The following is a 20051-nucleotide window of genomic DNA, read 5'->3' as shown; positions in this document are numbered from 1 at the left end:
GCGGCTCCCGGTTCCGCGGCGATCATGGCAAGGGGCGGCGCGGCCCGCAAGCGCTCAGGTCCCGAAGGCGCGGGCGGTGCCGGTGGCGCTCTCCATGGCGGCGAGCAGCGTGTCGGCGATGCGGTCGATCTCGGCCTCGGTCAGGCGCACGGGAAGGCGCACGTCGCAGGCCCGCATCAGCATCGCGCGGGTCTTCGGCAGGTCGGGCTGCGGCCCGAGGAAGCCCCAGTTCCAGAAGGCCCGGGCGTTGTCGGGCGAGGTGCCGAAGACCTGCACCGCGACGCCCATCTCCTTCGCCGCGGCGGTGAAGGCGGACTGTTCGTCGGCGGAGAGGCCCGCGAGGTTGAACTGGATCGAGTCCGGCGCCCGCTCCTCTCCCGGCAGGGGGGCGGGGACGTCGAAGGCGGGGTGCGCGTTCAGCCGCGCGGCGAGGCGGTCGTGGTTGCGGCGGCCTGCCCTGATGCGGGCGGGAAGTTCGGGCAACTGCGGGCGGATCACGGCGGCGGCGAGGTTCGACAGCCGCGTGTTGTAGAGCGGCAGGCGGTTCTGCCAGCGCGCGAAGGCGGCGTCGAGCGCGGCATCGGTCCCTGAATTGGAGCCGTGCTTCTTCCAGTTGTGCTCGTAGGCGCCGGACATGATGACGGCGCGGGCGATCAGTTCGGGATCGTCGGTGACGAGGATCCCGCCCTCGCCCGCGTTCACCATCTTGTAGGACTGGAACGAGAAGCAGCCGACGCGGCCGATCGTGCCGATCTTCCGCCCCTTCCAGAGCGTGCCGAGGGAGTGGGCGGCATCCTCGATCACCGGCAGGCCGCGGGCCTCGGCCAGCGCCATGATCGCGTCCATGTCCGAGGTGTGGCCGCGCATGTGGCTGATGAGCACCGCATCCGCGCCCTCGATCTTCGCCGCGAAGTCGGCAAGGTCGATGCGGTAATCGTCGCCGCAGTCGACCAGCACCGGCGTGCAGCCCGCGTGCAGGACCGAGGAGGGGACGGCGGCGAAGGTGAATGCGGGGATCAGCACCTTCGCGCCCGGCTTCAGGTCCAGCGCGCGCATCGACAGGAACAGAGCGGCCGAGCAGGAGGCGACGGCGAGCGCATGGCGGCTGCCCATCATCCCGGCGAACTCCTGCTCCAGCAGCGTGACCGGGGCGTTCGCCGCGGCGGTGTAGCGGAACAGGTCGCCCGAGGTCAGCAGCGCCTCGACCGCGGCGCGCGCGGCGTCGGGCAGCGGATCCGCGTCGTGGGGCGAGAGGGGGGACGGGCCGGAGGCGGTATCGCGCATCGCTTTGTCCTCATGTTTCAAAAACGTGAAACTCGGTTTCGGAAAATCTTTATCTCAATGCGCGTCCCGTGGCGAGAGAAGATGTCGCCGCAGCACGTTTCGAGCGAAGCGATTGCGCCCGGCAGGGACGCGCCTTAGGTTGCGGCAGGTTCCACACGATCGGTGATCCATGCACATTGGCATCCTGCAGACCGGGCATATTCCGGACTCCCTCGAAGCGGTTTCGGGGGACTATCCCGAGATGTTCCGCCGCCTTCTCGGCGGACACGGGCTGAGCTTCTCCACCTATGCCGTCGTCGACGGCACTTTCCCCGAAGGCATCGACGCCGCCGACGGCTGGCTCATCACCGGCAGCAGGCACGGCGCCTACGAGGATCACGACTGGATCCCGCCGCTGGAAGAGTTCATCCGCGCCGTGCACGCTGCGGGAAAGCCCATGGTCGGCATCTGCTTCGGCCACCAGATCATCGCCCAGGCCCTTGGCGGCAAGGTGGTGAAATACCCCGAGGGCTGGTCGGTCGGGCGCACGGCCTACCGGATCGACGGGCAGACCTACCACATGAACGCCTGGCACCAGGACCAGGTGGTGGAGCTGCCCGAAGGCGCGCGGGTGGTCGGCGCGTCGGATTTCTGCGCGAACGCCGCGCTCGCCTACGGCGACACGATCTTCACCGTCCAGCCGCATCCGGAGTTCGAGCCCTCCTTCGTGAAGGGCCTGATCGAGACGCGGGGCAAGGGGGTTGTGCCCGATCCGCTGCTCGCGGAGGCGTCGGAAGGGCTGGCGCAGCCGCTCGACAACGCGGCCATGGGCGACCGGCTGGCGCGGTTCCTGATCGAGGCGGCCCATGTCAAGGTCTGACCCCGAGTGGATGAGCCAGATCCCGAAGGCCGCGCAGGCCTTCCTCGACGGCCGCAGGCTGGACGAGGTCGAGTGCATCATTCCCGACACGTCGGGCATCGCGCGGGGCAAGGCCATGCCGGCGACGAAGTTCGCCAAGCAGTCGCAGTTCTTCCTGCCGAACTCGATCTTCTTCCAGACCATCACCGGCAGCTGGGCCGAGGCGGCGGGCGCCGAGGGCTTCACCGAGCCCGACATGATCCTGAAGCCCGACTATTCCACCGCCACCGCCGCCCCCTGGACGGCGGACTGGACGTTGCAGGTGATCCACGACGCGCTGACCCAGGCGGGCGAGCCGGTGCCGATGGCGCCGAGGAACGTTCTGAAGCGGGTGATGGACGCCTACCGCGCGAAGGGCTGGAAGCCGGTGATCGCGCCCGAGATGGAATTCTACCTCGTCGCCCGCAACATCGACCCCGCGAAGGTGATCGAACCGATGATGGGCCGCTCGGGCCGCCCCGCGGCGGCGCGGCAGGCCTATTCCATGTCGGCGGTCGATGAATACGGGCCCGTCATCGACGACATCTACGATTTCGCCGAGGCGCAGGGGTTCGAGATCGACGGCATCACCCAGGAAGGCGGGGCGGGCCAGCTCGAGATCAACCTGCGCCACGGCCACCCGGTGAAGCTGGCCGACGAGATCTTCTATTTCAAGCGGCTGATCCGCGAGGCCGCGCTGCGCCACAACTGCTTCGCCACCTTCATGGCCAAGCCCATCGAGGGCGAGCCGGGGAGCGCGATGCACATCCACCACTCGGTCGAGAGCCTGGAGACCGGCGAGAACCTGTTCTCCGACGCCGTGGGCGGCGAGACCGAGCTGTTCCACCATTTCGTCGGCGGGATGCAGAAGCACCTGCCGAGCGTGATCGCGCTGCTGGCGCCCTACGTCAACAGCTACCGCCGCTACGTGAAGGACCACGCGGCGCCGATCAACCTCGAATGGGGGCGCGACAACCGCACCACCGGGCTGCGGGTGCCGATCTCGGGGCCCGAGGCGCGGCGGGTCGAGAACCGGCTGGCGGGGATGGACTGCAACCCCTACCTCGCCATCGCGGCCTCGCTCGCCTGCGGCTATCTCGGGATGGTCAACAGGGTCGAGCCGACGCCGGAGTTCAGCGGCGACGCCTACGATGCCGAAGAGAACATTCCCCGCGGCCTGTTCGACGCCATCGACCTGTTCGACGACGCGATCGAGATGCACGACCTTCTGGGGCGGGAGTTCGCCCGCGTCTATTCCATCGTGAAGCGTACGGAATACGACGAGTTCCTCCAGGTGATCTCGCCCTGGGAGCGGGAACACCTGCTGATCAGCGTGTGAGGTCCGGCGCCCCTTGTGGGGCGCCGGTCTCGGCTCACGAGGCGGCGGCCTGCATCGCCTTCGCGTCGTACTCGGCGGCGAAGTCCTTCGATGGCCGCGCCTCGCACCGCTCGATCCAGGCCTTCACGGCGGCGTTGTCGGGCGTCGCGCTCGGCATCCAGGTGAAGGGCGAGGACAGCAGCAGGTCGGCGGCGGAATAGTTCTCGCCAAGAAGGTAGGGCTGCTTCTCGAGCGTCGCGGCGAGCGTCCGCGCCATTTCCTCCGGACCGCGGAAGGTGGCGCGCAGGGCAGGGTGGTCGGCCCCCGCGAAGCCCAGCACCATCACCGGTTCGACCACGTTGCCGTAATAGGCGAGCCAGGACAGGTAGGCGCCGCGTTCCGGGTCGCCCGACATGGGGCCGAGACCCGCTTCGGGAAACAGCTCGGTCAGGTAGAGGATGATCGCGTTGCTCTCACGCACCAGGGCACCGTCATGGACCAGCAGCGGCACCTTGCCCTCGGGATGGGGGTTCGCGGCGTCCTCGCCGCCCGAGCCGTCGCCGCGCCGGATGCCCACGGTCTTCACCTCGACCCTGTCGAGCGCGCCGAGTTCGTGAAGCAGCCGGACGATGCGGGTCGAGCGGGTCTGCGGGGAATGGTAGAGGGTCAGCATGGCATGGCCTTTCCGGGTTGCGATGCCCCCGGAATACGCCCACCCTCCTGACAATTCCCGGCAGGAGCGCCATGGCCCGGTCCGATCGCCTTCTCCTTCTCCTGCAAGCCCTGCGCAGCCTGCCCGGGCCGGTTACGGCGGCACGGCTGGCGGCCGAGACGGAGGTCTCGGAACGCACGCTCTACCGCGATATCGAGGCGCTGCGCCGGGCGGGGGCGGGGATCGAGGGGGCGGCGGGATACGGCTATACCCTGACCGAGGATCCCGGCTTGCCGCCCCAGAGCTTCTCGCGGATCGAGATCGAGGCGCTGGTGATGGGCCTTGGCGAAGTCACCTACCGCGGCGATCCCGAGCTTGTGGCCGCGGCCGAGGCGGCGCTGTCGAAGATCGTCGCCTCGCTGACCGAGCGGCAGCAGAGGCAGGCGGCCCACGCGGTGGTCCGGGTGCATCGCTACGGGCGGCCGCCGGTCGCGACGGTGGATCTGAGCCTCCTGCGCCGCGCCTGCTGGGAGGAAGAGGCGCTGGACATCGGGTACCGCGATGCGGAAGGGACCGAGACCCGGCGGCGGATCTGGCCGCTGGCGATCACCTACCTCGAAGACACGACGGTGCTGCTGGCCTGGTGCTGCCTGCGCGAAGGCTTCCGCAAGTTCCGGATCGAGCGGATCTGCGGCGCGGCGCTGGCGGGCGCTTCGTTCCGCCCGCGCCGGGTGGGGCTGTTGCGGGAGTATGTGGCGCTGATGCGGGCCGGGAAGGGGTAGGGTGGATGCCGCCGCCTCGGCAGGGTGCGGTCGCCTCGGCACGCCTCGCCGGGCTCTGATCGGTTCCGGATTTTCATGCCCATTCCGCCGGGAAGCCTTGGCAGGCACGGCGAACCGTCGCATATCCCGCCCATGGACCTTCTCACAGCGAACGACCGCCCCGGCGCCTATCCCGCAAGCTGGTACGCCGGGAGCGTCGAGCCCCTCGCGCCCTTCCCGCCGCTTCAGGGCGAGGCGGGGGCCGATGTCTGCGTTGTCGGCGGCGGCTATACGGGCCTGTCGGCGGCGCTGCACCTGGCGGAGGCCGGGTTCTCGGTGGTGCTGCTGGAGGCGCAGCGGGTCGGCTTCGGCGCGTCGGGGCGCAACGGCGGCCAGGTCGGCAGCGGCCAGCGGCAGGACCAGGACTGGCTGGAGAAGCGGGTGCCGGGGCAGGCGCGGCTGCTGTGGGAGATCGCGGAGGAGGCGAAGGCGCTGGTGCGCGACCTTGCGCGGCGCCACGCCGGGGGCGCCGCCTGGCGGGACGGGATCGCGGAGGTGCAGCGCTCGGCCTCGGAGGTCGACGCGCACCGCCGCCATGCGGAGCGGCTGGCGCGGGATTACGGCTATGACCGGATCGAGGCGCTGGACCGGGCGGGCGTGGCGGCACTCACGGGATCGAAGGCCTATGCCGGAGGTGTGCTGGACCGCGGCGCGGGGCACATCCACCCGCTCGCCTTCGCGCTCGGTCTCGCGCGGGCGGCGGTGGCGGCGGGGGTGCGGATCCATGAGGGCGCGCGGGTGAACCATGTCGCGCGGGGGATCGTGAAGACCGACGCCGGAGAGGTCAGGGCCGATCACGTCGTGCTGGCCTGCAACGGCTATCTCGGCACGATTGAACAGGACGTCGCCGCGCGGGTCATGCCGATCAACAACTATATCGTGGCGACCGAGCCGCTCGGCGACCGCTTCCCCGAGATCCTGCCCGGGCGCCCCGCCGTCGCCGACGACCGCTTCGTGGTGAACTACTGGCGGCTGACCGAGGGCCGCCGCCTGCTGTTCGGCGGCGGCGAGAGCTATGGCTACCGCTTCCCGCGGGACATCGGGTCGGTCGTGGTGCCGCCGATGCTGTCGGTCTATCCTCAGCTGAAGGGCGTCGGGATCACCCATGCCTGGGGCGGGACGCTGGCGATCACCATGAACCGGATGCCGCATTTCGCCCGCCGCGACGGGATCTACACCGCCTCGGGCTATTCCGGGCACGGCGTGGCGCTGGCCACCATGGCCGGAAGGATGATCGCCCGCGCGGTGGCGGGCGATGCGGGGCAGTTCGATGCCATGGCGGCGGTGAAGGCGGCGCGGTTCCCCGGTGGCCCCGCGCTGCGCGCGCCGCTCCTTGTCGCCGCGATGAGCTGGTACGCGCTGCGGGACCGGCTGGGGCTCTGACCCTCAGACCGTGTCGAGGTAGAGTTCGACCTTCTCGGTCTCGGTCAGCTCGGCGAGATAGAACAGCTCCTGCCGCTTCGTCATCACGAAGTTCGAGATCATCTCGGGCGGCAGGATGCGGGCGACGAGGGGATCCTTCTCGAAGGCGTCGATGGCGGTCTCCCAGGTGGTCGGCATCTGCGGCAGGTCCAGCGCATAGGCGTTGCCGGTGATCGGCGGCGGCGGCAGCTGCCTGTCCTCCAGCCCGTTCAGCGCGGCACCGAGGATGCAGGCGATCATCAGGTAGGGGTTCACGTCGCCGCCCGCCACGCGATGCTCGATCCGCCGCGCCTTGTGGTTGCCGCCGGGCACGCGGATCGCCGCCGTGCGGTTCTCGTAGCCCCAGGCGATCGCGGTGGGCGCATGGGCGCCGGGCACGAACCGGTCGTAGCTGTTGCCGTGGGGCGCGAAGAGCAGGGTCGAGCCCGGCATCGCCGCGATGCAGCCCGCGATGGCATGCTGCAGCGCCTCGGTGCCTTCGGGGCCGCCGTTGTCGAAGATGTTCTCGCCCCGCGCGTTGACGATCGAGAAGTGGACATGCATCCCGTTGCCCGCATGCTCCTCGTAAGGTTTCGCCATGAATGACGCCGCGAAGCCGTGCTTCCGGGCCATGCCGCGCACCAGCAGCTTGAACAGGAAGGCATCGTCGGCGGCCTTCAGCGGGTCGGCGACATGGGTCAGGTTCACCTCGAACTGGCCGCGGCCCGCCTCGGAGATGATCGTCTCGGCCGGGATGTCCATCGCCTCGCAGGCGCGGTAGAGATCGGTGAAGAAGTTGTCCCAGGCGTCGAGGGCGCGCAGGCTCAGGATCTCGGCCCCCGTGCGCCGCTTGCCCGAGCGGGGGGAGAGCGGCACGCGCAGGTCCTTGCCGGAATCGTCGATCAGGTAGAACTCCAGCTCGGTCGCGACCACGGGGGTCAGCCCCATCTCCTTGAAGCGGCGCTGGACGGAGGCGAGGGCGTGGCGGGGATCGCCCTCGAACGGGCGGCCGTCCTCGTAGAACATCCAGAGCGGCAGCAGCGCCGTGGGGGCGTCGAGCCAGGGCATCGGCAGCAGCCCGCGCTCGGTCGGGAACAGCACACCGTCGGGGTCGCCCGCCTGGTGGACCAGCGGGCTGTCGTCGATGTCCTCGCCCCAGATGTCGAGGAACATGACCGACAGCGGAAAGCGGGTGCCGTCCTCCATCACCTTGCCCGCGAGGTGCGCCGGCATGCGCTTGCCGCGCGCCTGGCCGTTCAGGTCGGCCGCGGCGACGCGGATCGTGCGGATTTCGGGATGGTCTTCGAGGTTCATCGGATCACCTGGGGTCGGATGCGGAGCTTGCCCCGCCGGTCCGAAGGCAGATGCCGGTTCAGGCGCCGGTTCACAAGGCCGAACACCGTGATGACGCAGAGCGTCAGCAGGATGAAATAGCCCGCGAGGATCGGGTAGGGGATGAAGGGGTTGAAGGTCTTGTCGGCGAAGTAGCTGGCGTAATAGAGCGCGTCGCCCCGCTGCTGCCAGGCCGGAAAGCCCGAGAAATAGACGAGCGTGGTGGCGTGGAAGAGGAAGATCGCCTCGTTCGTGTAGGCGGGCCAAGCCAGGCGCAGCATGGTCGGCCAGGTGATCTTGCGGAACCGGTTCCAGCCGGTGAAGCCGTAGGCGTCCGCCGCCTCGAGGTCGCCCTTCGGGATCGAGCGCAGCGCGCCGTAGAAGATTTCGCCCGTGTAGGCGGCGGTGTTCAGGAACAGCACGATCAGCGCCCCCGCCCAGGCCTTGGTCAGCCAGCTGGTGCCGAGCGTGATCTGGGTGAAGCCGAGGTTCAGGTCGTAGCCGAGCTTCGGCAGCAGCACGAAGGACTCGTAGGCCAGGAAGAACTGGATGAAGAGCGGCGAGCCCCGGAAGACGAAGACGAACCACTCGGCGGGTTTCCGGAGCCATGCCGAGGGGCTGGCCTTGGCAAGGCCGACGGCGGTGGCGAGGAAGAAGCCGAAGGCGAGGGCCAGGATGCCGAAGTAAAGGTTCCAGATCAGCCCCGAGCCGATCAGCGTAAACTGCTCGCAGAGCGTGAAGTCGGTCCGGGGCAGCAGCCGCTCGCCATAGCCGAGGGAGCGGAAGGCGTAGGCATGGATGGTGTCGAGGCAGCTCATGGCCGGGCGCCTCCGTCCGTGGGGGACTGCCCGGCTTTGCCGCCGGGCGTGACATCGCGGCGGAACGATGTCGCGGAAAGTGAGGTCGCCAGGTGCGGGATGTTGACGGGTCTCATGCCGCCGCCGCCTTCCGCTGCGCCTCGCCCGCCGCCGTGGCCTGCCCGTGGGACAGGCGGGCGGAGAGCCGGGCCAGCACGATTTCCGAGATCCGCGTGAGGCCGAGGTAGAAGACCAGCAGCGCGAGGAAGTAGTAGAGGCGCCAGTCGCCGTGGGGGTATTCGTAGATCTGCGTCTTGGCGCCGCCCAGTTCGCGCGCCCAGTAGACGATGTCCTCGACCCCGAGCAGGAACAGCAGCGGCGTCGCCTTGATCAGGATCATCCAGAGGTTCGACAGCCCCGGCAGCGCATAGACCCACATCTGCGGCACGAGGATGCGCCAGAAGCTCTGGCGGTTCGTCATGCCGTAGGCCTCGGCCGTTTCCAGCTGGGCGCGGGGCACGGCGCGCATCGCGCCGTAAAGCACGTTGGCCGCGAAGGCGCCGAAGACGATGGCGAAGGTGAAGACGGCCAGCGCGAACCCGTAGACCTCGTGCACCCACTGGGGCGCCGAGGAGAGCGGCATCTTCGCCGCGGCGCAGACGACGAAGTCGTTGCCCTGGCGCACCGGCTGGTCCCAGCCCGGGCACTTGTAGAGCAGGCGCAGGTACTCGATCCCCTGGTCGAGGGCGATGACGAAGAACAGGAAGAAGGCGATGTCGGGCACGCCGCGCACGATCGCGGTGTAGCCCTTGCCGAACCACCGCAGCGGCAGGAAGTGCGAGCGCGCGGCCATGGCCCCGAGGAAGCCGAAGGCCAGCGCCACCGGCGCGGTGACGGCAAGCAGCAGCAGCACCGTGCCGAAGGAGCCGTAGAAGGCCATGTGCTTGCCCGTCAGCAGGTAGCAGGCCAGCCAGTGGAGACCTTCCAGCGTCTTCGGATCGGTGCAGGAAAGGATGGCGCGTCGTCCTTCGGGCAGCTCCGGCGGCGGGCGCCGGGGATTCGGGTATCTTTACAAGGAAGAAGCAGGGGCGGCGGTCCTCCGCCCCCGCAGGTTCGCGATCAGTATACGGTGGCGTTCTCGCCGAACCACTTCTTGATCATCTCGTTCAGCTTGCCCTCTTCCTTCAGCTTGCCGATGGCGGCGTCGAACTTGTCCCGGAGCTCGGTGTCGCTCTGGCGCAGGCCCATGCCGACCCCGCCGCCAAGCGGCACGTCCTCGCCCACGAAGACGAGCTGGCCGCCCGACTGCTCGACGATCGGCACGAGGTAGTCCTTGTCGGCGAAGACTGCGTCGGCCTCGCCGTTCTTCACCGCGGCCACGGTTTCGTCCGGGGTCGCGAACTCCAGCAGCGTCGCGCCGCTGTCGGCGACGTGGCCGGCCTGGATGGTCGAGGTCTGGGCGGCGATGACGCCGCTGGTCACGTCGACGCCGTCCGACAGCGCGACATACGCCGAGGCGGCGGGCGGGATGTAGTTCTGGGTGAAGGCGATGACCTCGGAGCGCTCGGGCGTGATGCTCATGCCGGCCATGATCGTGTCGTAGTTGGACGAGACGAGGTTCGGGATGATCGAATCCCAGTCGTTCGTCACCCATTCGCAGGTCACGCCGACCATCTCGCACAGCATGTCGCCAAGCTCGCGCTCGTAGCCGTCCACCTCGCCCTTGTCGTTGATGAAGTTGTACGGAGGATAGGCGCCCTCGGTGCCCATGCGCACGGTCTGCTGGGCGGAGGCGCCCATCGTCATGGCCGCGCTGAGGCCGAGGGCCGCGGCGGTGAGGATCAGTCTGTTCATCTTGGTCTCCCTTTGGGTGGTTTATTGGCGGCGGCGTCAGGCGCCGGTCGCGTTGAGGAACTGCTGCAGCCGCTGGGTCTTCGGCGCGCCGAACAGGTCGGCGGGCGCGCCCTGTTCCTCGATCCGGCCCTGGTGCAGGAACACGACATGGTCCGAGCAGTCGCGGGCCATGTTCATGTCGTGGGTGACGAGCAGCATCGTGCGCCCCTCGTCGGCGAGCGCCTTGATGACGCGCACCACCTCCTGTTCGAGCTCGGGGTCGAGGGCGGAGGTGGGTTCGTCGAAGAGCAGCGCCCTCGGCTCCATGCAGAGCGCCCGGGCGATGGCGGCGCGCTGCTGCTGGCCGCCCGAAAGCTGCGCCGGGTAGGCGTCGCACTTGTCGCCGATGCCGACCTTGTCGAGATAGCCGCGCGCCTTCTCCTCGACCTCCTTCGGGTCGCGCTTCAGCACCGTCACCGGCGCCTCCATCACGTTCTGCAGGATCGTCATGTGGGCCCAGAGGTTGAACTGCTGGAACACCATCGACAGGTTGGTGCGGATGCGCGTGACCTGCCTGCGGTCCGCCGGATGCCGGTTCGCCCCGGTGCCCTTCCAGCGGATCGGCTCGGCCTCGAACAGGATCTCGCCCTGCTGGCTGTCCTCCAGCAGGTTGGCGCAGCGCAGCAGCGTGGACTTCCCCGACCCCGAGGAGCCGATGAGAGACACGACATGGCCCTTGGGCGCGGTCAGGTCGATGCCCTTCAGCACCTCGAGCGGTCCATAGCTCTTGTGCAGGTCGCGGATCTCGATGACGGGCGGGGCGGTGTCAGGCACGCGGTGATCTGTTTTGCTGCATTTGCCCGCATTTAGGGCGGAGAACCCCGGGCATTGCAATTCCTATTCGTCAAATGACGTGGGGAAATGCCTGCGAAACCGCCTTTCGCCGCGCGCCTGCCCGCCTTCAGGGCGGTGTGGGGACGGCCATGTAGGCGGCCTTCGGCACCCGCACCACGCCCCCGATCCCGAGCCTGTCGGCATGGGCCGCGGCGAGGCCGTCGAAGGCGCGCTCCAGCACCTCGGCCAGAAGGTCGGCATCGGCGCCACGGGCGGCGATGTAGGGCGGGGCGGGGGTGGTGTCGGTGCGCCCGATGACCTCGAGCCGCTGCACCATGTCGCCGTCGAAGGCGGTCAGCGCGCGCCATGTGTGGGCGTCGATGGCGGCGATGTCGGCGCGCCCCTCGGCCACCGCGCGGGCCGACTGCGCATGGGCCCCGGTCTCGACCCCCTGCGTGAAGCGGAAGCCCTGACGTGCGGCGACGGTCTGCGGCGCGGCCCAGCCGGAATGGGAGTGGCCCTGGTTGAAGGCGAAGCGGCGCGCGGCATAGTCGGCGAGATCGCCGGAGTCGCCGCGGCGGATCACGAACACGCTGTAGTAGTGCCCGGGCGCGGCATCGGGCAGGCGCAGGTCGGGCGCGCCGACCAGGGTGACGCGATCGTGAAGACGGCTGCGGAAGGGCAGGCCGCAGGTCTGGCCCAGCACCAGGCCCGGATCCTCCCACACCGCCCAGAGGTCGTCCGAGCGGGTCAGCCCGTCCGGCGCCTGCCCGCCCCGCGCACGCAGCCCCTCGCGGATCCCGGCCCAGAGCGCGTCGTGGGCCGCTGCCGTCTCGGGGCGGTCGTACATGGGCAGGCTGGCGATCACCGACGCGCTTCCACCCGCTGCCGCGCCAGGTTGCTGTCGCGGTCGTTGAGACCCAGCATCGGTGCGACAAGGCGCATCAGCGCATCCTCCTCGGCGTCGCGGCTGCCGTCGGCCAGCACGATTTCCCAAAGCGATTCAATGATTTCCGTGCGATGATCCAGCGGCACCGCCTCCTTGATCGCGCGGGTGAAGCGCACCGTGTCCGGCGCCTCGGCCTCCAGCCCCTCGGCGTCGCGGCGCAGGGCCGCGGCCTCGAACGGCGAAAGCGCGTAGCGGCGCGAGAGCACGCGGTCGATGCGGTCGACCTCCGCGGCGGAATAGTCGCCGTCGGTCCTGGCGATCCTCACCAGCAGCGCGGCAAGGGCGAGGCGGGCGTCGGCATCGGGCAGGGGATCGGGGCGCGGGGCCGTCAGGCGGCTGAGGAAATCTGCGAACATGCCCTGCGATATAAGCCGGGGGAGGGCAGCGGGAAAGGGGCGGCGGAGTCATGCGAAAATGTCACGACCGGGAGGATTGCCGCCTTGCCCCTGTAGTGTGCCGCCAAATACTCTATGTTGTGCGTCAAGTTCTCCTCTGCCACAGGGAATCATGCTGCCATGATCCGAGCCACCCGCACCCTTGCGATCCTTGCCGCCACCGTCGCCTGCCCCGCTCTGGCGCTGGCCGGGGGGCCGACCGCCACCGCGGGCGCCGTCCCGGCGACGCAGTACGCGCCCCCGGCCTCCAGCCCCGACCTGATCTTCTCGGTCCGCGGCGGCGTGGCGGTGAACCCGGAATACTTCGGCTCCGACGACTACGCGGTCGGGCCCGACTTCTCGCTCGGCTTCGGTTTCCTGCGGCTGCCCGGCGGGCGCACCTTCGGCTCGCCCGATCCGTTCTACGAACCCTCCGGCTTCGGCCTGCGCGGCGCCTTCGGCTACGTGGGCGAGCGGAACGCGGCGGACTATCCCGAGCTGACCGGCCTGAACACCGTCGATGCCAGCGTCGAGCTGGGTCTCGGGATCGGCTACCAGTCGCGTTACTTCGACGCCTACGCCGATGCCCGCTACGGCGTGATCGGCCACCACGCCTGGGTCGGCGAGCTGGGCGCGGACGTGAAGGCGCATCCGACCGACAAGCTGACGCTCTCGATCGGGCCGCGCCTGACGCTGGGCTCGAACAAGTACGCCTCGACCTACTTCGGCGTCTCGCCGGCCGAATCGGCGGCCAGCGGCGGCGCGCTCGCGGCCTATGACGCGAGCGGCGGCGTGGTCAGCGCCGGCGTCGAACTCGGCGCCAAGTACCGCATCAACGAGAACTGGGGCGTCGAGGGCGCCGTGACCTACGATCGTTTCACCGGCGACGCCGCCGACAGCCCGATCGTGCAGCAGGGCACGAAGGACCAGTACGGCGTGCGCATCGGCCTGACCCGGCGGATCACGCTGGACTTCTGAGCCGGGCTGCCGGCCTTACCGGAGTTTTTCGAAGAGACCGTCCAGCAGGGCGGTCTCTTTTTCGATTCCGAAGGGCGGGTTGACCAGCACCACGCCGCTGCCGGTCATGCCGTGGCCCGGGCGCATCGGCGCGAAGCCCACCTCGTGGACCAGCGTCCCGGGCAGGGCGCGGCGCAGGGCCGAGAGCATGGGGCGGTGGCGTCCGTCTGCCAGGATCGGATACCAGAGCATCAGGATCCCCACGTTCCACTTCGCGTGCAACTGCGGCAGGAGGCGGGCGAGGGACATGTAGTCGTCCTTCACCTCGAAGCTCGGGTCGATCAGCAGCATCCCCCGCCGCGGCATCGGCGGCAGGCGGGACACCGCGAAGGCCAGCCCGTCCTCCCTCACGACGTGGGCACCCGTGCCCGCCATGACGTCGGAGAGCGCCCGGTGCTCGGCGGGGTGCAGCTCGGCAAGGTGGATCGTGTCGGTGGGGCGCAGCAGGTGGGCGGCGATCAGCGGCGAGCCGGGATAGGCGGTGGCGCCGTGGCGGGCGCGCAGGGCGGCGAGGCAGGCGCGGTAGGGGTGATCGGCGGGCAGCAGCGCCCCGGCCCGGGCGATCCCCGCCGCCGCCTCGCCGGTCTTGATCGCCTCGGGCGCCGCGAGATCGTAGAGCCCGCGGCCCGCGTGGCTTTCGAAGTAGCTCAGCGGCTTGTCCTTCCGCGTCAGGTAGGACAGCACCGCGGCGAGCAGCGCGTGCTTGTGGACATCGGCGAGGTTCCCGGCGTGATAGCCGTGCTGATAGGAGAGCATGGCGCGCTGCTAGCCGGTTTTGCCGGTCTGCGGAAGGGCTTCAGCCCTCGTAGCCCTCGACGATCAGCAGACGGCCTTCCGAGACGGGGTCGCGGATCGCCTTGGCGGCGGCATATTCGGGATCCTCGTAGCAGGCCAGCGCCTCGGCATAGCTCGGGAACTCGATCACGACGGTGCGCGGGAAGACCTCGCCCTCGACGCCCTTCTGCTGCCCGCCGCGCACGACGAAGCGTGCGTTGTAGCGGGCGAAGACCGGGCCGTTGGCCGCCTTGTATCTCTCGTAGGTCTCGGGGTCGTGGACGATGTTGTTGGCGATCCAGTAGCCTTTGGGCATGGCGGTGGTCCTGCGGAGATTTCGGTTGCCGCCGCAGCTTACCGGCGGCGCGGCGGGGGGCAAGGGCGCGCGGGCTTCTGCGGGCGCAGGATGGGTGATATCACCCATCCTGTGGCAAGGGAGGACACCGGATGGAGCTGGGACTGGCGGGGCACCGCGTCATCGTGACCGCGGGGGCGGGGGGCATCGGCCTCGCCATCGCCGAGGCCTTCGCGGAGGAGGGCGCGCGGGTGGTCGTCTGCGACGTCGACGCCGGTGCGCTGGCCGCGCTGCCCGGAGGGATCGAGGGGCTGGCCTGCGACGTCGCCGACCGCGCGGCGGTGGGCACATTCATGGAACAGGCGCTCGACCGGCTCGGGGGGCTCGACACGCTGGTGAACAACGCGGGCATCGCCGGGCCCACCGGCCCGGTCGAGGAGATCCCGCCCGAGGCCTGGGACACCTGCCTGCAGGTCTGCCTCACCGGCCAGTTCAACATGGCGCGCCTTGCCGTTCCGGCGCTGAAGGCCAGCGCCAACGGCTCGCTCGTCAACGTCTCCTCGCTGGCGGGACGGGTCGGCTTCGCGCTGCGCTCTCCCTACGCGGCGGCGAAGTGGGGGGTGATCGGGTTCACCAGGTCGCTCGCGATCGAGCTTGGCGGCGCGGGGGTTCGGGTCAACGCGATCCTGCCCGGCCTCGTCGCGGGGGACCGGCAGCGGCGGGTGCTGGAGGCCAAGGCCCAGGCGCGCGGCCAGAGCTTTGCCGAGACCGAGGCGCAGGCCTTTTCCTATACCTCGATCAAGGACTACGTCACGCCGCGCCAGATCGCCGACCAGATCCTGTTCCTGGCCTCCGAACGGGGACGCACGATCTCGGGGCAGGCGATCTCGGTCTGCGGCGACACGCAGATGCTGGCCTGAGGCGCGCCGGGAACCGTCACACCGCTGTCGTCTTCCCGCGCTAGCGACCGCGGACCATCGCACGGACGAGAGACCACATGATCGACCCCGCCTTCTCCGCCAAGGGCCGCTTCTGGCGCGGCAACCTCCACACCCACTCCGACCGCTCCGACGGCGTGCTGCCGCCCGAAGAGGTCTGCCGCCGTTACCGCGCGGAAGGCTACGACTTCATCGCCCTGACCGACCACTTCATCGGCCTCTACGGCTATCCGGTGACCGACACCCGGCGTTTCCGCACCGAGGGCTTCACCACGCTCCTTGGCGCCGAACTGCATTCCGGTGCCATGGCGAACGGCGAGCTGTGGCACATCCTCGCCGTCGGCCTGCCGCAGGACTTCACCCCGCCCGAGGCGCCGGGCTTCGTGCCCGTCGAGGGGCAGGAGAGCGGCGCGGCACTGGCGCGGCGGGCGCGCGACGCGGGCGCCTTCGTCGCCATCGCGCATCCCGAATGGTCGGGCCTGACGCTGGAGGACGCCCGCAGCCTTTCGGCCGCCCATGCCGTCGAGGTCTACAACCACGGCTGCGCCGTCGGGGCGGACCGGCCGCACGGGTTCTGGACGCTCGACCAGCTTCTGACCGAGGGGCGGCGGCTGACGCTCTGCGCCACGGACGACGCGCATTTCACCGAGCCCGACCATTTCGGCGGCTGGGTCATGGTGCGCGCGGAAGAGAACACGCCCGAGGCGCTGCTGGCCGCGCTGAAGGCCGGTCGCTTCTACTCCTCGACCGGGCCGCTGATTCACGACGTGCGGTGGAGCGGCGAGAGCGTGCGCGTCTCCTGCTCGGCCGCGGCGACGGTGATCGCGCTTGGTGCGGGCTCGGCCGCGGTGGCGCGGCACGGAGAGAGCATGACCGAGGCCGAGGTACCGCTGGCCCGGCTCGGCAACAGTCCCTGGATGCGGGTGTCGGTGATCGACCGCGCGGGGCGGCGGGCCTGGAGCAACCCGGTGTTCCGCGACCCCGCCTGAGCGACGCGGCCGCTTGATCGCGCGCGCCCGGCGGCGGAGACTGGGGGCGCAACGGTGGACTCGGGGGGAGGGCAGGCGATGGGATACCGGATCGGCGGCGTGGCGGCGGCGGCTCTCCTCGGGCTGGCCGCGGCAGGCGCGGCGGCGGACGAGCGCACGCTCGCCGCGGCGCTCTATGCCCAGCACTGCGCCGTCTGCCACGGCGCAGGCGGCGAGGGCGACGGCGAGATGGTGGCCTTCCTCAGCATCCCCGTGCCCGACCTCACCGCGCTGTCGCGCGGCAACGGCGGCGCCTTCCCGATGGGCCGCGTGCTTGACGTGATCGACGGGCGGGCGAAGCGGCGGGGCCATGTCGGCCCGATGCCCTTCTTCGGCCCGATGCTGGGCCGCGCCGCGCCGGACGGTCCCGGCAGCGACGCGGCGCTGATCGACGCGCAGGGCCGCATCCTGCTGATCGCCCGTCATCTCCGGTCGATCCAGCGGCCTTGAGCGGTTCGGAACGGTCCCGGACCGCTCCCGGTTCGCTCAGCGCGAGAACAGGACCGGAAGTTCGAGGTGGCGCAACAGGTCGCGGGTCGCGGCGCCGACGATGAAGTCGTAGACCAGCGAATGGCCGAAGGCGCCGACCGCGATCATGTCCGCGCCCTTTTCCAGCGCCGACCGGTTCAGCATCTCGGCGACGCCGCCCGTCTCCCAGGCCACCTCGGCCAGGGTCGTCTCGATCCCGTGGCGGGCGAAGGCGGCGGCGAGGTCGGCGGTGGTCGCGTCGTGCTCCATCGCGTGGCTGCGGTCGTTGATCCGCAGGATGTGGGCCTTGTCGCCCTCCTGCATCAGCGCCAGCGTGTCGTGGGCGGCGCGCACCGCCTCGCGGGTGCCGTTCCAGCCGATCAGCACCGAACGGCCCAGGCTGTCGCCCTTGAAATCCGCGGGCACCACGATCACTGGCCGCCCGGCGGTGCGGATCACGGTGTCGAGCATCTGGCCATGGAAGGCGGCGTTGCGGCCCGGCGCGACGGCGGGCATCACCACCGCGTCGGCCGAACGGGCGCATTCGGCGATCCGGTCGGCGGCGGTCTGCGCCTCGGTCGAGAGCAGCCGCCATTCCGACACGAAGTCCTCGGCATGGGTGTGGCGGGTGAAGATCTCCTTCAGCGCCGTCGACTGCTCGGCCTGCGAGCGGCGGAAGGACTCGTAGACGGATTCCGGGATGTGCACCGCGACGCCGGGATAGATGTCGAGCGCCTCCAGCGGATGCGCGACGATCAGGTGGGCATCGTGGCGCCGCGCGAGAAGCGCCGCAGCCTGCATCACCGCGGCGGCGGTGTCCTTGTCGGTGAGGACGGCGAGAAGGGTCTTGATGGTCATGGTGGTCTCCTGTGAAGAGGCGAAGGCGGGGGGGGCGCGGACGGGACCGCGGGGCGTCGGGGGCAGGGAAATCCGGCTGTGTCGCGCGCCTCCTTCCGGGGGTTCCGGGGTCCTTCGGGATCGGTTCGACCCTAGGGGGCGGCGCGCGGCGCGGCCTTGATCTCGATCAAGGGCCGGCGCGGCCTGGGCGGCCCCCTTGAAGCGGCAGGGAAAGTGCAGGACAGTGCGAACACCCCTGGTCTCTGCAGATGCGAAAGACGGTGCACCAGCCTTCCGCCCCGCCGGCCCAGCCGGTCCGCTTCATCCTCGAAGGCCCGCGGCTGGCGCTGTCGGGAAGGCTGGATATCGCGGCGCTCGAAGGACTTGACCGGCCCCGGAGCCTGCGCATGGCCGAGGGGTGCCGCGGCATCGACGTCGCCGGGCTGGAGCGGGTCGACACCGCGGGCGCCTGGTTTCTCGTTGCGCTGCAGCAAAGGGCCGGGGAGGGCGTGGCGATCACCGGCGCCGCGCCGGGCACCGCGCAGCTGATCGAAACCGTCCGCCGCAACCTCGCCCCGCCCGCCGCGGCGAAGGGCCGCGCCACGCCGCTGCTCGACCGGCTCGAGGCGTTCGGGCGCAAGAGCGACCGGGCGGGGCGCAAGGCGCTGAGCCTCGTGTCGTTCCTGGGCCAGGTGGTCGCCGCCATCGCCATGCTCCCTGTGCGCCCGCGCCGCCTGCGCCTGACCGCGATGGTACATCACTGCCAGGAGGCGGGGCTGGCCGCGGTGCCCATCGTCGCGCTCATGGCCTTCCTGATCGGCGTGGTGCTGGCGTTCCAGGGCGCCACGCAGCTGCGCCAGTTCGGGGCCGAGGTCTTCGTCGTCGACCTGATCGCCATCTCGGTGCTGCGCGAGCTCGGGATCCTCTTGACCGCGATCATCGTCGCGGGCCGGTCCGGCTCGGCCTTCACCGCCGCCATCGGGGCGATGAAGATGCGCGAGGAGGTGGACGCGCTGAAGACCCTCGGGCTCGACCCGATCGAGATCCTGGTGGTGCCGCGGGTGCTGGCGCTGATCGTGATGCTGCCCGTGCTCGGCTTCATCGCCGACGTCTCGGGGCTGATCGGCGGCGCGCTGATGTCCTGGATCGAGCTCGGCGTCTCTCCGGCCGTGTTCCAGAGCCGTCTCGTGACCAACACCGACGTGTGGCATTTCGGCGTCGGGATGATAAAGGCGCCGTTCTTCGCCCTGATCATCGCCATCATCGGCTGCTATGAGGGCCTGAGCGTCGGCGGCGACACGGACTCCCTCGGGCGGCTGACTTCGACCTCGGTGGTGCTTTCGATCTTCATGGTGATCGTGATGGATGCGTTGTTCTCGATCTTCTTCGCGGTGGTGGGGGTGTGATGGACACCGCCGCCGCCGAAACGCCGCGCGACACCCGGGCGGGAGAGGCACCGGCGATCCGCGTGCGCGGACTCGTCACCCGGTTCGGCAGCCACACCGTGCACGACGGGCTGGACCTCGACGTCAGGCGGGGCGAGATCATCGGCGTCGTCGGCGGCTCGGGCACCGGCAAGTCGGTGCTGCTGCGCGCCATCGTCGGACTGCTGAAGCCCGCCGAGGGGGGGATCGAGGTCCTGGGCCAGAGCGTGCGCGACACCTCCGACGCCGACTACCGGCGCCTGCGCCGCCGCTGGGGGGTGATGTTCCAGGACGGCGCTCTGTTCTCGTCGCTGACCGTGCGCCAGAACGTCGAGGCGCCGATGAAGGAGCAGCTGCACCTCGACACCCCCCTGCGCGAGACGCTGGCGGCGATCAAGGTGCGCATGGTCGGCCTGCCCGAGGTCGCCATGGACAAGTTCCCGGCCGAGCTGTCGGGGGGCATGCGCAAGCGCGCGGGCTTCGCGCGCTCCATCGCGCTCGACCCCGAGATCGTGTTTCTGGACGAACCCACCGCCGGCCTCGATCCCATCGGCGCCGCCGCCTTCGACACGCTGATCCGCCAGCTTCAGGCGGCGCTCGGGCTGACCGTGTTCCTTGTCACCCACGACCTCGACAGCCTGCACGCCATCTGCGACCGGATCGCGGTGCTGGCCGAGAAGCGGGTGCTGGCCGTGGGCACCATGGCCGAGATGATGGAGGTGGATCACCCCTGGGTGCGCGAATACTTCCACGGTCCCCGCGCCCGGGCGGCGCTGGACGCCGGGGGAGTGCACTGAG

Annotated in this window: 22 protein-coding genes; 10 read left to right on the top strand and 12 right to left on the bottom strand. The window is 70.1% G+C overall.

Features of this window, described 5'->3' with window-relative positions:
- Positions 1-54: 54 nt before the first annotated feature.
- The gene (locus tag A7B20_RS06045) at positions 55-1284 is read right to left on the bottom strand and encodes a DegT/DnrJ/EryC1/StrS family aminotransferase (RefSeq protein ID WP_102107661.1); all 1230 of its coding nucleotides are present in this window, start codon (positions 1282-1284) and stop codon (positions 55-57) included.
- Positions 1285-1453: 169 nt separating this feature from the next.
- Between A7B20_RS06045 and A7B20_RS06040 the strand changes: the two genes are divergently transcribed.
- Together A7B20_RS06040 and A7B20_RS06035 are read left to right on the top strand one after the other, a co-directional pair.
- Positions 1454-2143: a type 1 glutamine amidotransferase gene (locus tag A7B20_RS06040; RefSeq protein WP_102107660.1), complete on the top strand. Its 690-nt coding sequence runs from the start codon at positions 1454-1456 to the stop codon at positions 2141-2143.
- Positions 2130-3500: a glutamine synthetase family protein gene (locus tag A7B20_RS06035; RefSeq protein WP_102107659.1), complete on the top strand. Its 1371-nt coding sequence runs from the start codon at positions 2130-2132 to the stop codon at positions 3498-3500. The genes A7B20_RS06040 and A7B20_RS06035 overlap by 14 nt, the downstream gene beginning before the upstream one ends.
- Before the next feature lie 34 nt (positions 3501-3534).
- On the opposite strand, the gene A7B20_RS06030 is transcribed toward A7B20_RS06035, so the two are convergent.
- Entirely contained in the window at positions 3535-4152 is a 618-nt protein-coding gene (locus A7B20_RS06030; RefSeq protein WP_102107658.1) for a glutathione S-transferase family protein, read from the bottom strand.
- A gap of 71 nt (positions 4153-4223) precedes the next feature.
- Here A7B20_RS06030 and A7B20_RS06025 point away from each other — a divergent pair, with 71 nt between their 5' ends.
- Both A7B20_RS06025 and A7B20_RS06020 read left to right on the top strand, forming a co-directional pair.
- Positions 4224-4913: a helix-turn-helix transcriptional regulator gene (locus tag A7B20_RS06025; RefSeq protein ID WP_102107657.1), complete on the top strand. Its 690-nt coding sequence runs from the start codon at positions 4224-4226 to the stop codon at positions 4911-4913.
- A 132-nt stretch (positions 4914-5045) separates the two neighbouring features.
- Positions 5046-6335, top strand: coding sequence for an NAD(P)/FAD-dependent oxidoreductase (locus tag A7B20_RS06020; RefSeq protein ID WP_102107656.1), 1290 nt, complete (start codon positions 5046-5048; stop codon positions 6333-6335).
- A gap of 3 nt (positions 6336-6338) precedes the next feature.
- Here the strand turns inward: A7B20_RS06020 and A7B20_RS06015 are convergent, their stop codons facing one another.
- The 7 genes from A7B20_RS06015 to A7B20_RS05985 all read right to left on the bottom strand — a co-directional run bounded on the left by A7B20_RS06015 (position 6339) and on the right by A7B20_RS05985 (position 12454).
- Entirely contained in the window at positions 6339-7667 is a 1329-nt protein-coding gene (locus A7B20_RS06015; protein WP_102107655.1) for a glutamine synthetase family protein, read from the bottom strand.
- Positions 7664-8503, bottom strand: coding sequence for an ABC transporter permease (locus A7B20_RS06010; RefSeq protein WP_102107654.1), 840 nt, complete (start codon positions 8501-8503; stop codon positions 7664-7666). The genes A7B20_RS06015 and A7B20_RS06010 overlap by 4 nt, the downstream gene beginning before the upstream one ends.
- Before the next feature lie 112 nt (positions 8504-8615).
- Positions 8616-9422 carry an ABC transporter permease gene (locus A7B20_RS06005; RefSeq protein ID WP_245866612.1) on the bottom strand — a complete coding sequence of 269 codons (807 nt, stop codon included), beginning with the start codon at positions 9420-9422 and terminating at the stop codon, positions 8616-8618.
- A 179-nt stretch (positions 9423-9601) separates the two neighbouring features.
- Positions 9602-10336 (bottom strand): transporter substrate-binding domain-containing protein, encoded by a 735-nt coding sequence (locus A7B20_RS06000; protein WP_102107652.1) that lies wholly within the window; start codon positions 10334-10336, stop codon positions 9602-9604.
- Between the two features lie 36 nt (positions 10337-10372).
- Complete coding sequence (locus A7B20_RS05995) at positions 10373-11149, bottom strand: ABC transporter ATP-binding protein (protein WP_102107651.1); 777 nt, start codon at positions 11147-11149, stop codon at positions 10373-10375.
- 127 nt (positions 11150-11276) lie between these two features.
- Positions 11277-12017: a phosphate/phosphite/phosphonate ABC transporter substrate-binding protein gene (locus tag A7B20_RS05990; protein ID WP_102107650.1), complete on the bottom strand. Its 741-nt coding sequence runs from the start codon at positions 12015-12017 to the stop codon at positions 11277-11279.
- Positions 12014-12454, bottom strand: a complete 441-nt coding sequence (locus A7B20_RS05985; RefSeq protein WP_102107649.1) for a tellurite resistance TerB family protein — start codon at positions 12452-12454, stop codon at positions 12014-12016. Before A7B20_RS05985 ends, A7B20_RS05990 begins: the two co-directional genes overlap by 4 nt.
- Before the next feature lie 159 nt (positions 12455-12613).
- Here A7B20_RS05985 and A7B20_RS05980 point away from each other — a divergent pair, with 159 nt between their 5' ends.
- A complete protein-coding gene (locus tag A7B20_RS05980; protein ID WP_102107648.1) occupies positions 12614-13450 on the top strand; it encodes a MipA/OmpV family protein in 837 nt (278 codons plus the stop codon).
- A 15-nt stretch (positions 13451-13465) separates the two neighbouring features.
- Here A7B20_RS05980 and rlmJ read toward each other — a convergent pair whose 3' ends face one another.
- Together rlmJ and A7B20_RS05970 are read right to left on the bottom strand one after the other, a co-directional pair.
- Complete coding sequence (gene rlmJ, locus A7B20_RS05975) at positions 13466-14245, bottom strand: 23S rRNA (adenine(2030)-N(6))-methyltransferase RlmJ (RefSeq protein ID WP_102107647.1); 780 nt, start codon at positions 14243-14245, stop codon at positions 13466-13468.
- Between the two features lie 40 nt (positions 14246-14285).
- Positions 14286-14579, bottom strand: coding sequence for a DUF1330 domain-containing protein (locus tag A7B20_RS05970; protein ID WP_102107646.1), 294 nt, complete (start codon positions 14577-14579; stop codon positions 14286-14288).
- Positions 14580-14710: 131 nt separating this feature from the next.
- On the opposite strand from A7B20_RS05970, the gene A7B20_RS05965 reads away from it, so the two are divergent.
- The 3 genes from A7B20_RS05965 (at position 14711) to A7B20_RS05955 (ending at position 16974) form a co-directional block, all read left to right on the top strand.
- Entirely contained in the window at positions 14711-15478 is a 768-nt protein-coding gene (locus A7B20_RS05965; protein ID WP_102107645.1) for an SDR family oxidoreductase, read from the top strand.
- Between the two features lie 77 nt (positions 15479-15555).
- Positions 15556-16485 carry a CehA/McbA family metallohydrolase gene (locus A7B20_RS05960; RefSeq protein WP_102107644.1) on the top strand — a complete coding sequence of 310 codons (930 nt, stop codon included), beginning with the start codon at positions 15556-15558 and terminating at the stop codon, positions 16483-16485.
- A 78-nt stretch (positions 16486-16563) separates the two neighbouring features.
- Positions 16564-16974, top strand: coding sequence for a c-type cytochrome (locus A7B20_RS05955; protein ID WP_102107643.1), 411 nt, complete (start codon positions 16564-16566; stop codon positions 16972-16974).
- A 36-nt stretch (positions 16975-17010) separates the two neighbouring features.
- On the opposite strand, the gene A7B20_RS05950 is transcribed toward A7B20_RS05955, so the two are convergent.
- Positions 17011-17850 carry a universal stress protein gene (locus A7B20_RS05950; protein WP_102107642.1) on the bottom strand — a complete coding sequence of 280 codons (840 nt, stop codon included), beginning with the start codon at positions 17848-17850 and terminating at the stop codon, positions 17011-17013.
- A gap of 248 nt (positions 17851-18098) precedes the next feature.
- Here A7B20_RS05950 and A7B20_RS05945 point away from each other — a divergent pair, with 248 nt between their 5' ends.
- Positions 18099-19235, top strand: coding sequence for an MlaE family lipid ABC transporter permease subunit (locus A7B20_RS05945; RefSeq protein ID WP_102107641.1), 1137 nt, complete (start codon positions 18099-18101; stop codon positions 19233-19235).
- Positions 19235-20050: an ABC transporter ATP-binding protein gene (locus A7B20_RS05940; RefSeq protein ID WP_102107640.1), complete on the top strand. Its 816-nt coding sequence runs from the start codon at positions 19235-19237 to the stop codon at positions 20048-20050. Before A7B20_RS05945 ends, A7B20_RS05940 begins: the two co-directional genes overlap by 1 nt.
- Position 20051: the final 1 nt, after the last annotated feature.

This window comes from Oceaniglobus roseus, from assembly GCF_002869745.1.
GTDB classification, from domain to species: domain Bacteria; phylum Pseudomonadota; class Alphaproteobacteria; order Rhodobacterales; family Rhodobacteraceae; genus Oceaniglobus; species Oceaniglobus roseus.
Note: the sequence above shows the minus strand (reverse complement) of the source record. Positions and strands in the feature narration are given on the sequence as shown.

Coding starts and splice junctions, on each gene's coding strand:
- A7B20_RS06045 (WP_102107661.1), bottom strand. CDS start 1,284: ATGCGCGATACCGCCTCCGGCCCGTCCCCCCTCTCGCCCCACGACGCG.
- A7B20_RS06000 (WP_102107652.1), bottom strand. CDS start 10,336: ATGAACAGACTGATCCTCACCGCCGCGGCCCTCGGCCTCAGCGCGGCC.
- A7B20_RS06030 (WP_102107658.1), bottom strand. CDS start 4,152: ATGCTGACCCTCTACCATTCCCCGCAGACCCGCTCGACCCGCATCGTC.
- A7B20_RS06025 (WP_102107657.1), top strand. CDS start 4,224: ATGGCCCGGTCCGATCGCCTTCTCCTTCTCCTGCAAGCCCTGCGCAGC.
- A7B20_RS05965 (WP_102107645.1), top strand. CDS start 14,711: ATGGAGCTGGGACTGGCGGGGCACCGCGTCATCGTGACCGCGGGGGCG.
- A7B20_RS06040 (WP_102107660.1), top strand. CDS start 1,454: ATGCACATTGGCATCCTGCAGACCGGGCATATTCCGGACTCCCTCGAA.
- A7B20_RS05970 (WP_102107646.1), bottom strand. CDS start 14,579: ATGCCCAAAGGCTACTGGATCGCCAACAACATCGTCCACGACCCCGAG.
- A7B20_RS05945 (WP_102107641.1), top strand. CDS start 18,099: ATGCGAAAGACGGTGCACCAGCCTTCCGCCCCGCCGGCCCAGCCGGTC.
- A7B20_RS06010 (WP_102107654.1), bottom strand. CDS start 8,503: ATGAGCTGCCTCGACACCATCCATGCCTACGCCTTCCGCTCCCTCGGC.
- A7B20_RS05960 (WP_102107644.1), top strand. CDS start 15,556: ATGATCGACCCCGCCTTCTCCGCCAAGGGCCGCTTCTGGCGCGGCAAC.
- A7B20_RS06005 (WP_245866612.1), bottom strand. CDS start 9,422: ATGGCCTTCTACGGCTCCTTCGGCACGGTGCTGCTGCTGCTTGCCGTC.
- A7B20_RS05985 (WP_102107649.1), bottom strand. CDS start 12,454: ATGTTCGCAGATTTCCTCAGCCGCCTGACGGCCCCGCGCCCCGATCCC.
- A7B20_RS06020 (WP_102107656.1), top strand. CDS start 5,046: ATGGACCTTCTCACAGCGAACGACCGCCCCGGCGCCTATCCCGCAAGC.
- A7B20_RS05950 (WP_102107642.1), bottom strand. CDS start 17,850: ATGACCATCAAGACCCTTCTCGCCGTCCTCACCGACAAGGACACCGCC.
- A7B20_RS05980 (WP_102107648.1), top strand. CDS start 12,614: ATGATCCGAGCCACCCGCACCCTTGCGATCCTTGCCGCCACCGTCGCC.
- A7B20_RS05940 (WP_102107640.1), top strand. CDS start 19,235: ATGGACACCGCCGCCGCCGAAACGCCGCGCGACACCCGGGCGGGAGAG.
- A7B20_RS06035 (WP_102107659.1), top strand. CDS start 2,130: ATGTCAAGGTCTGACCCCGAGTGGATGAGCCAGATCCCGAAGGCCGCG.
- A7B20_RS05955 (WP_102107643.1), top strand. CDS start 16,564: ATGGGATACCGGATCGGCGGCGTGGCGGCGGCGGCTCTCCTCGGGCTG.
- rlmJ (WP_102107647.1), bottom strand. CDS start 14,245: ATGCTCTCCTATCAGCACGGCTATCACGCCGGGAACCTCGCCGATGTC.
- A7B20_RS06015 (WP_102107655.1), bottom strand. CDS start 7,667: ATGAACCTCGAAGACCATCCCGAAATCCGCACGATCCGCGTCGCCGCG.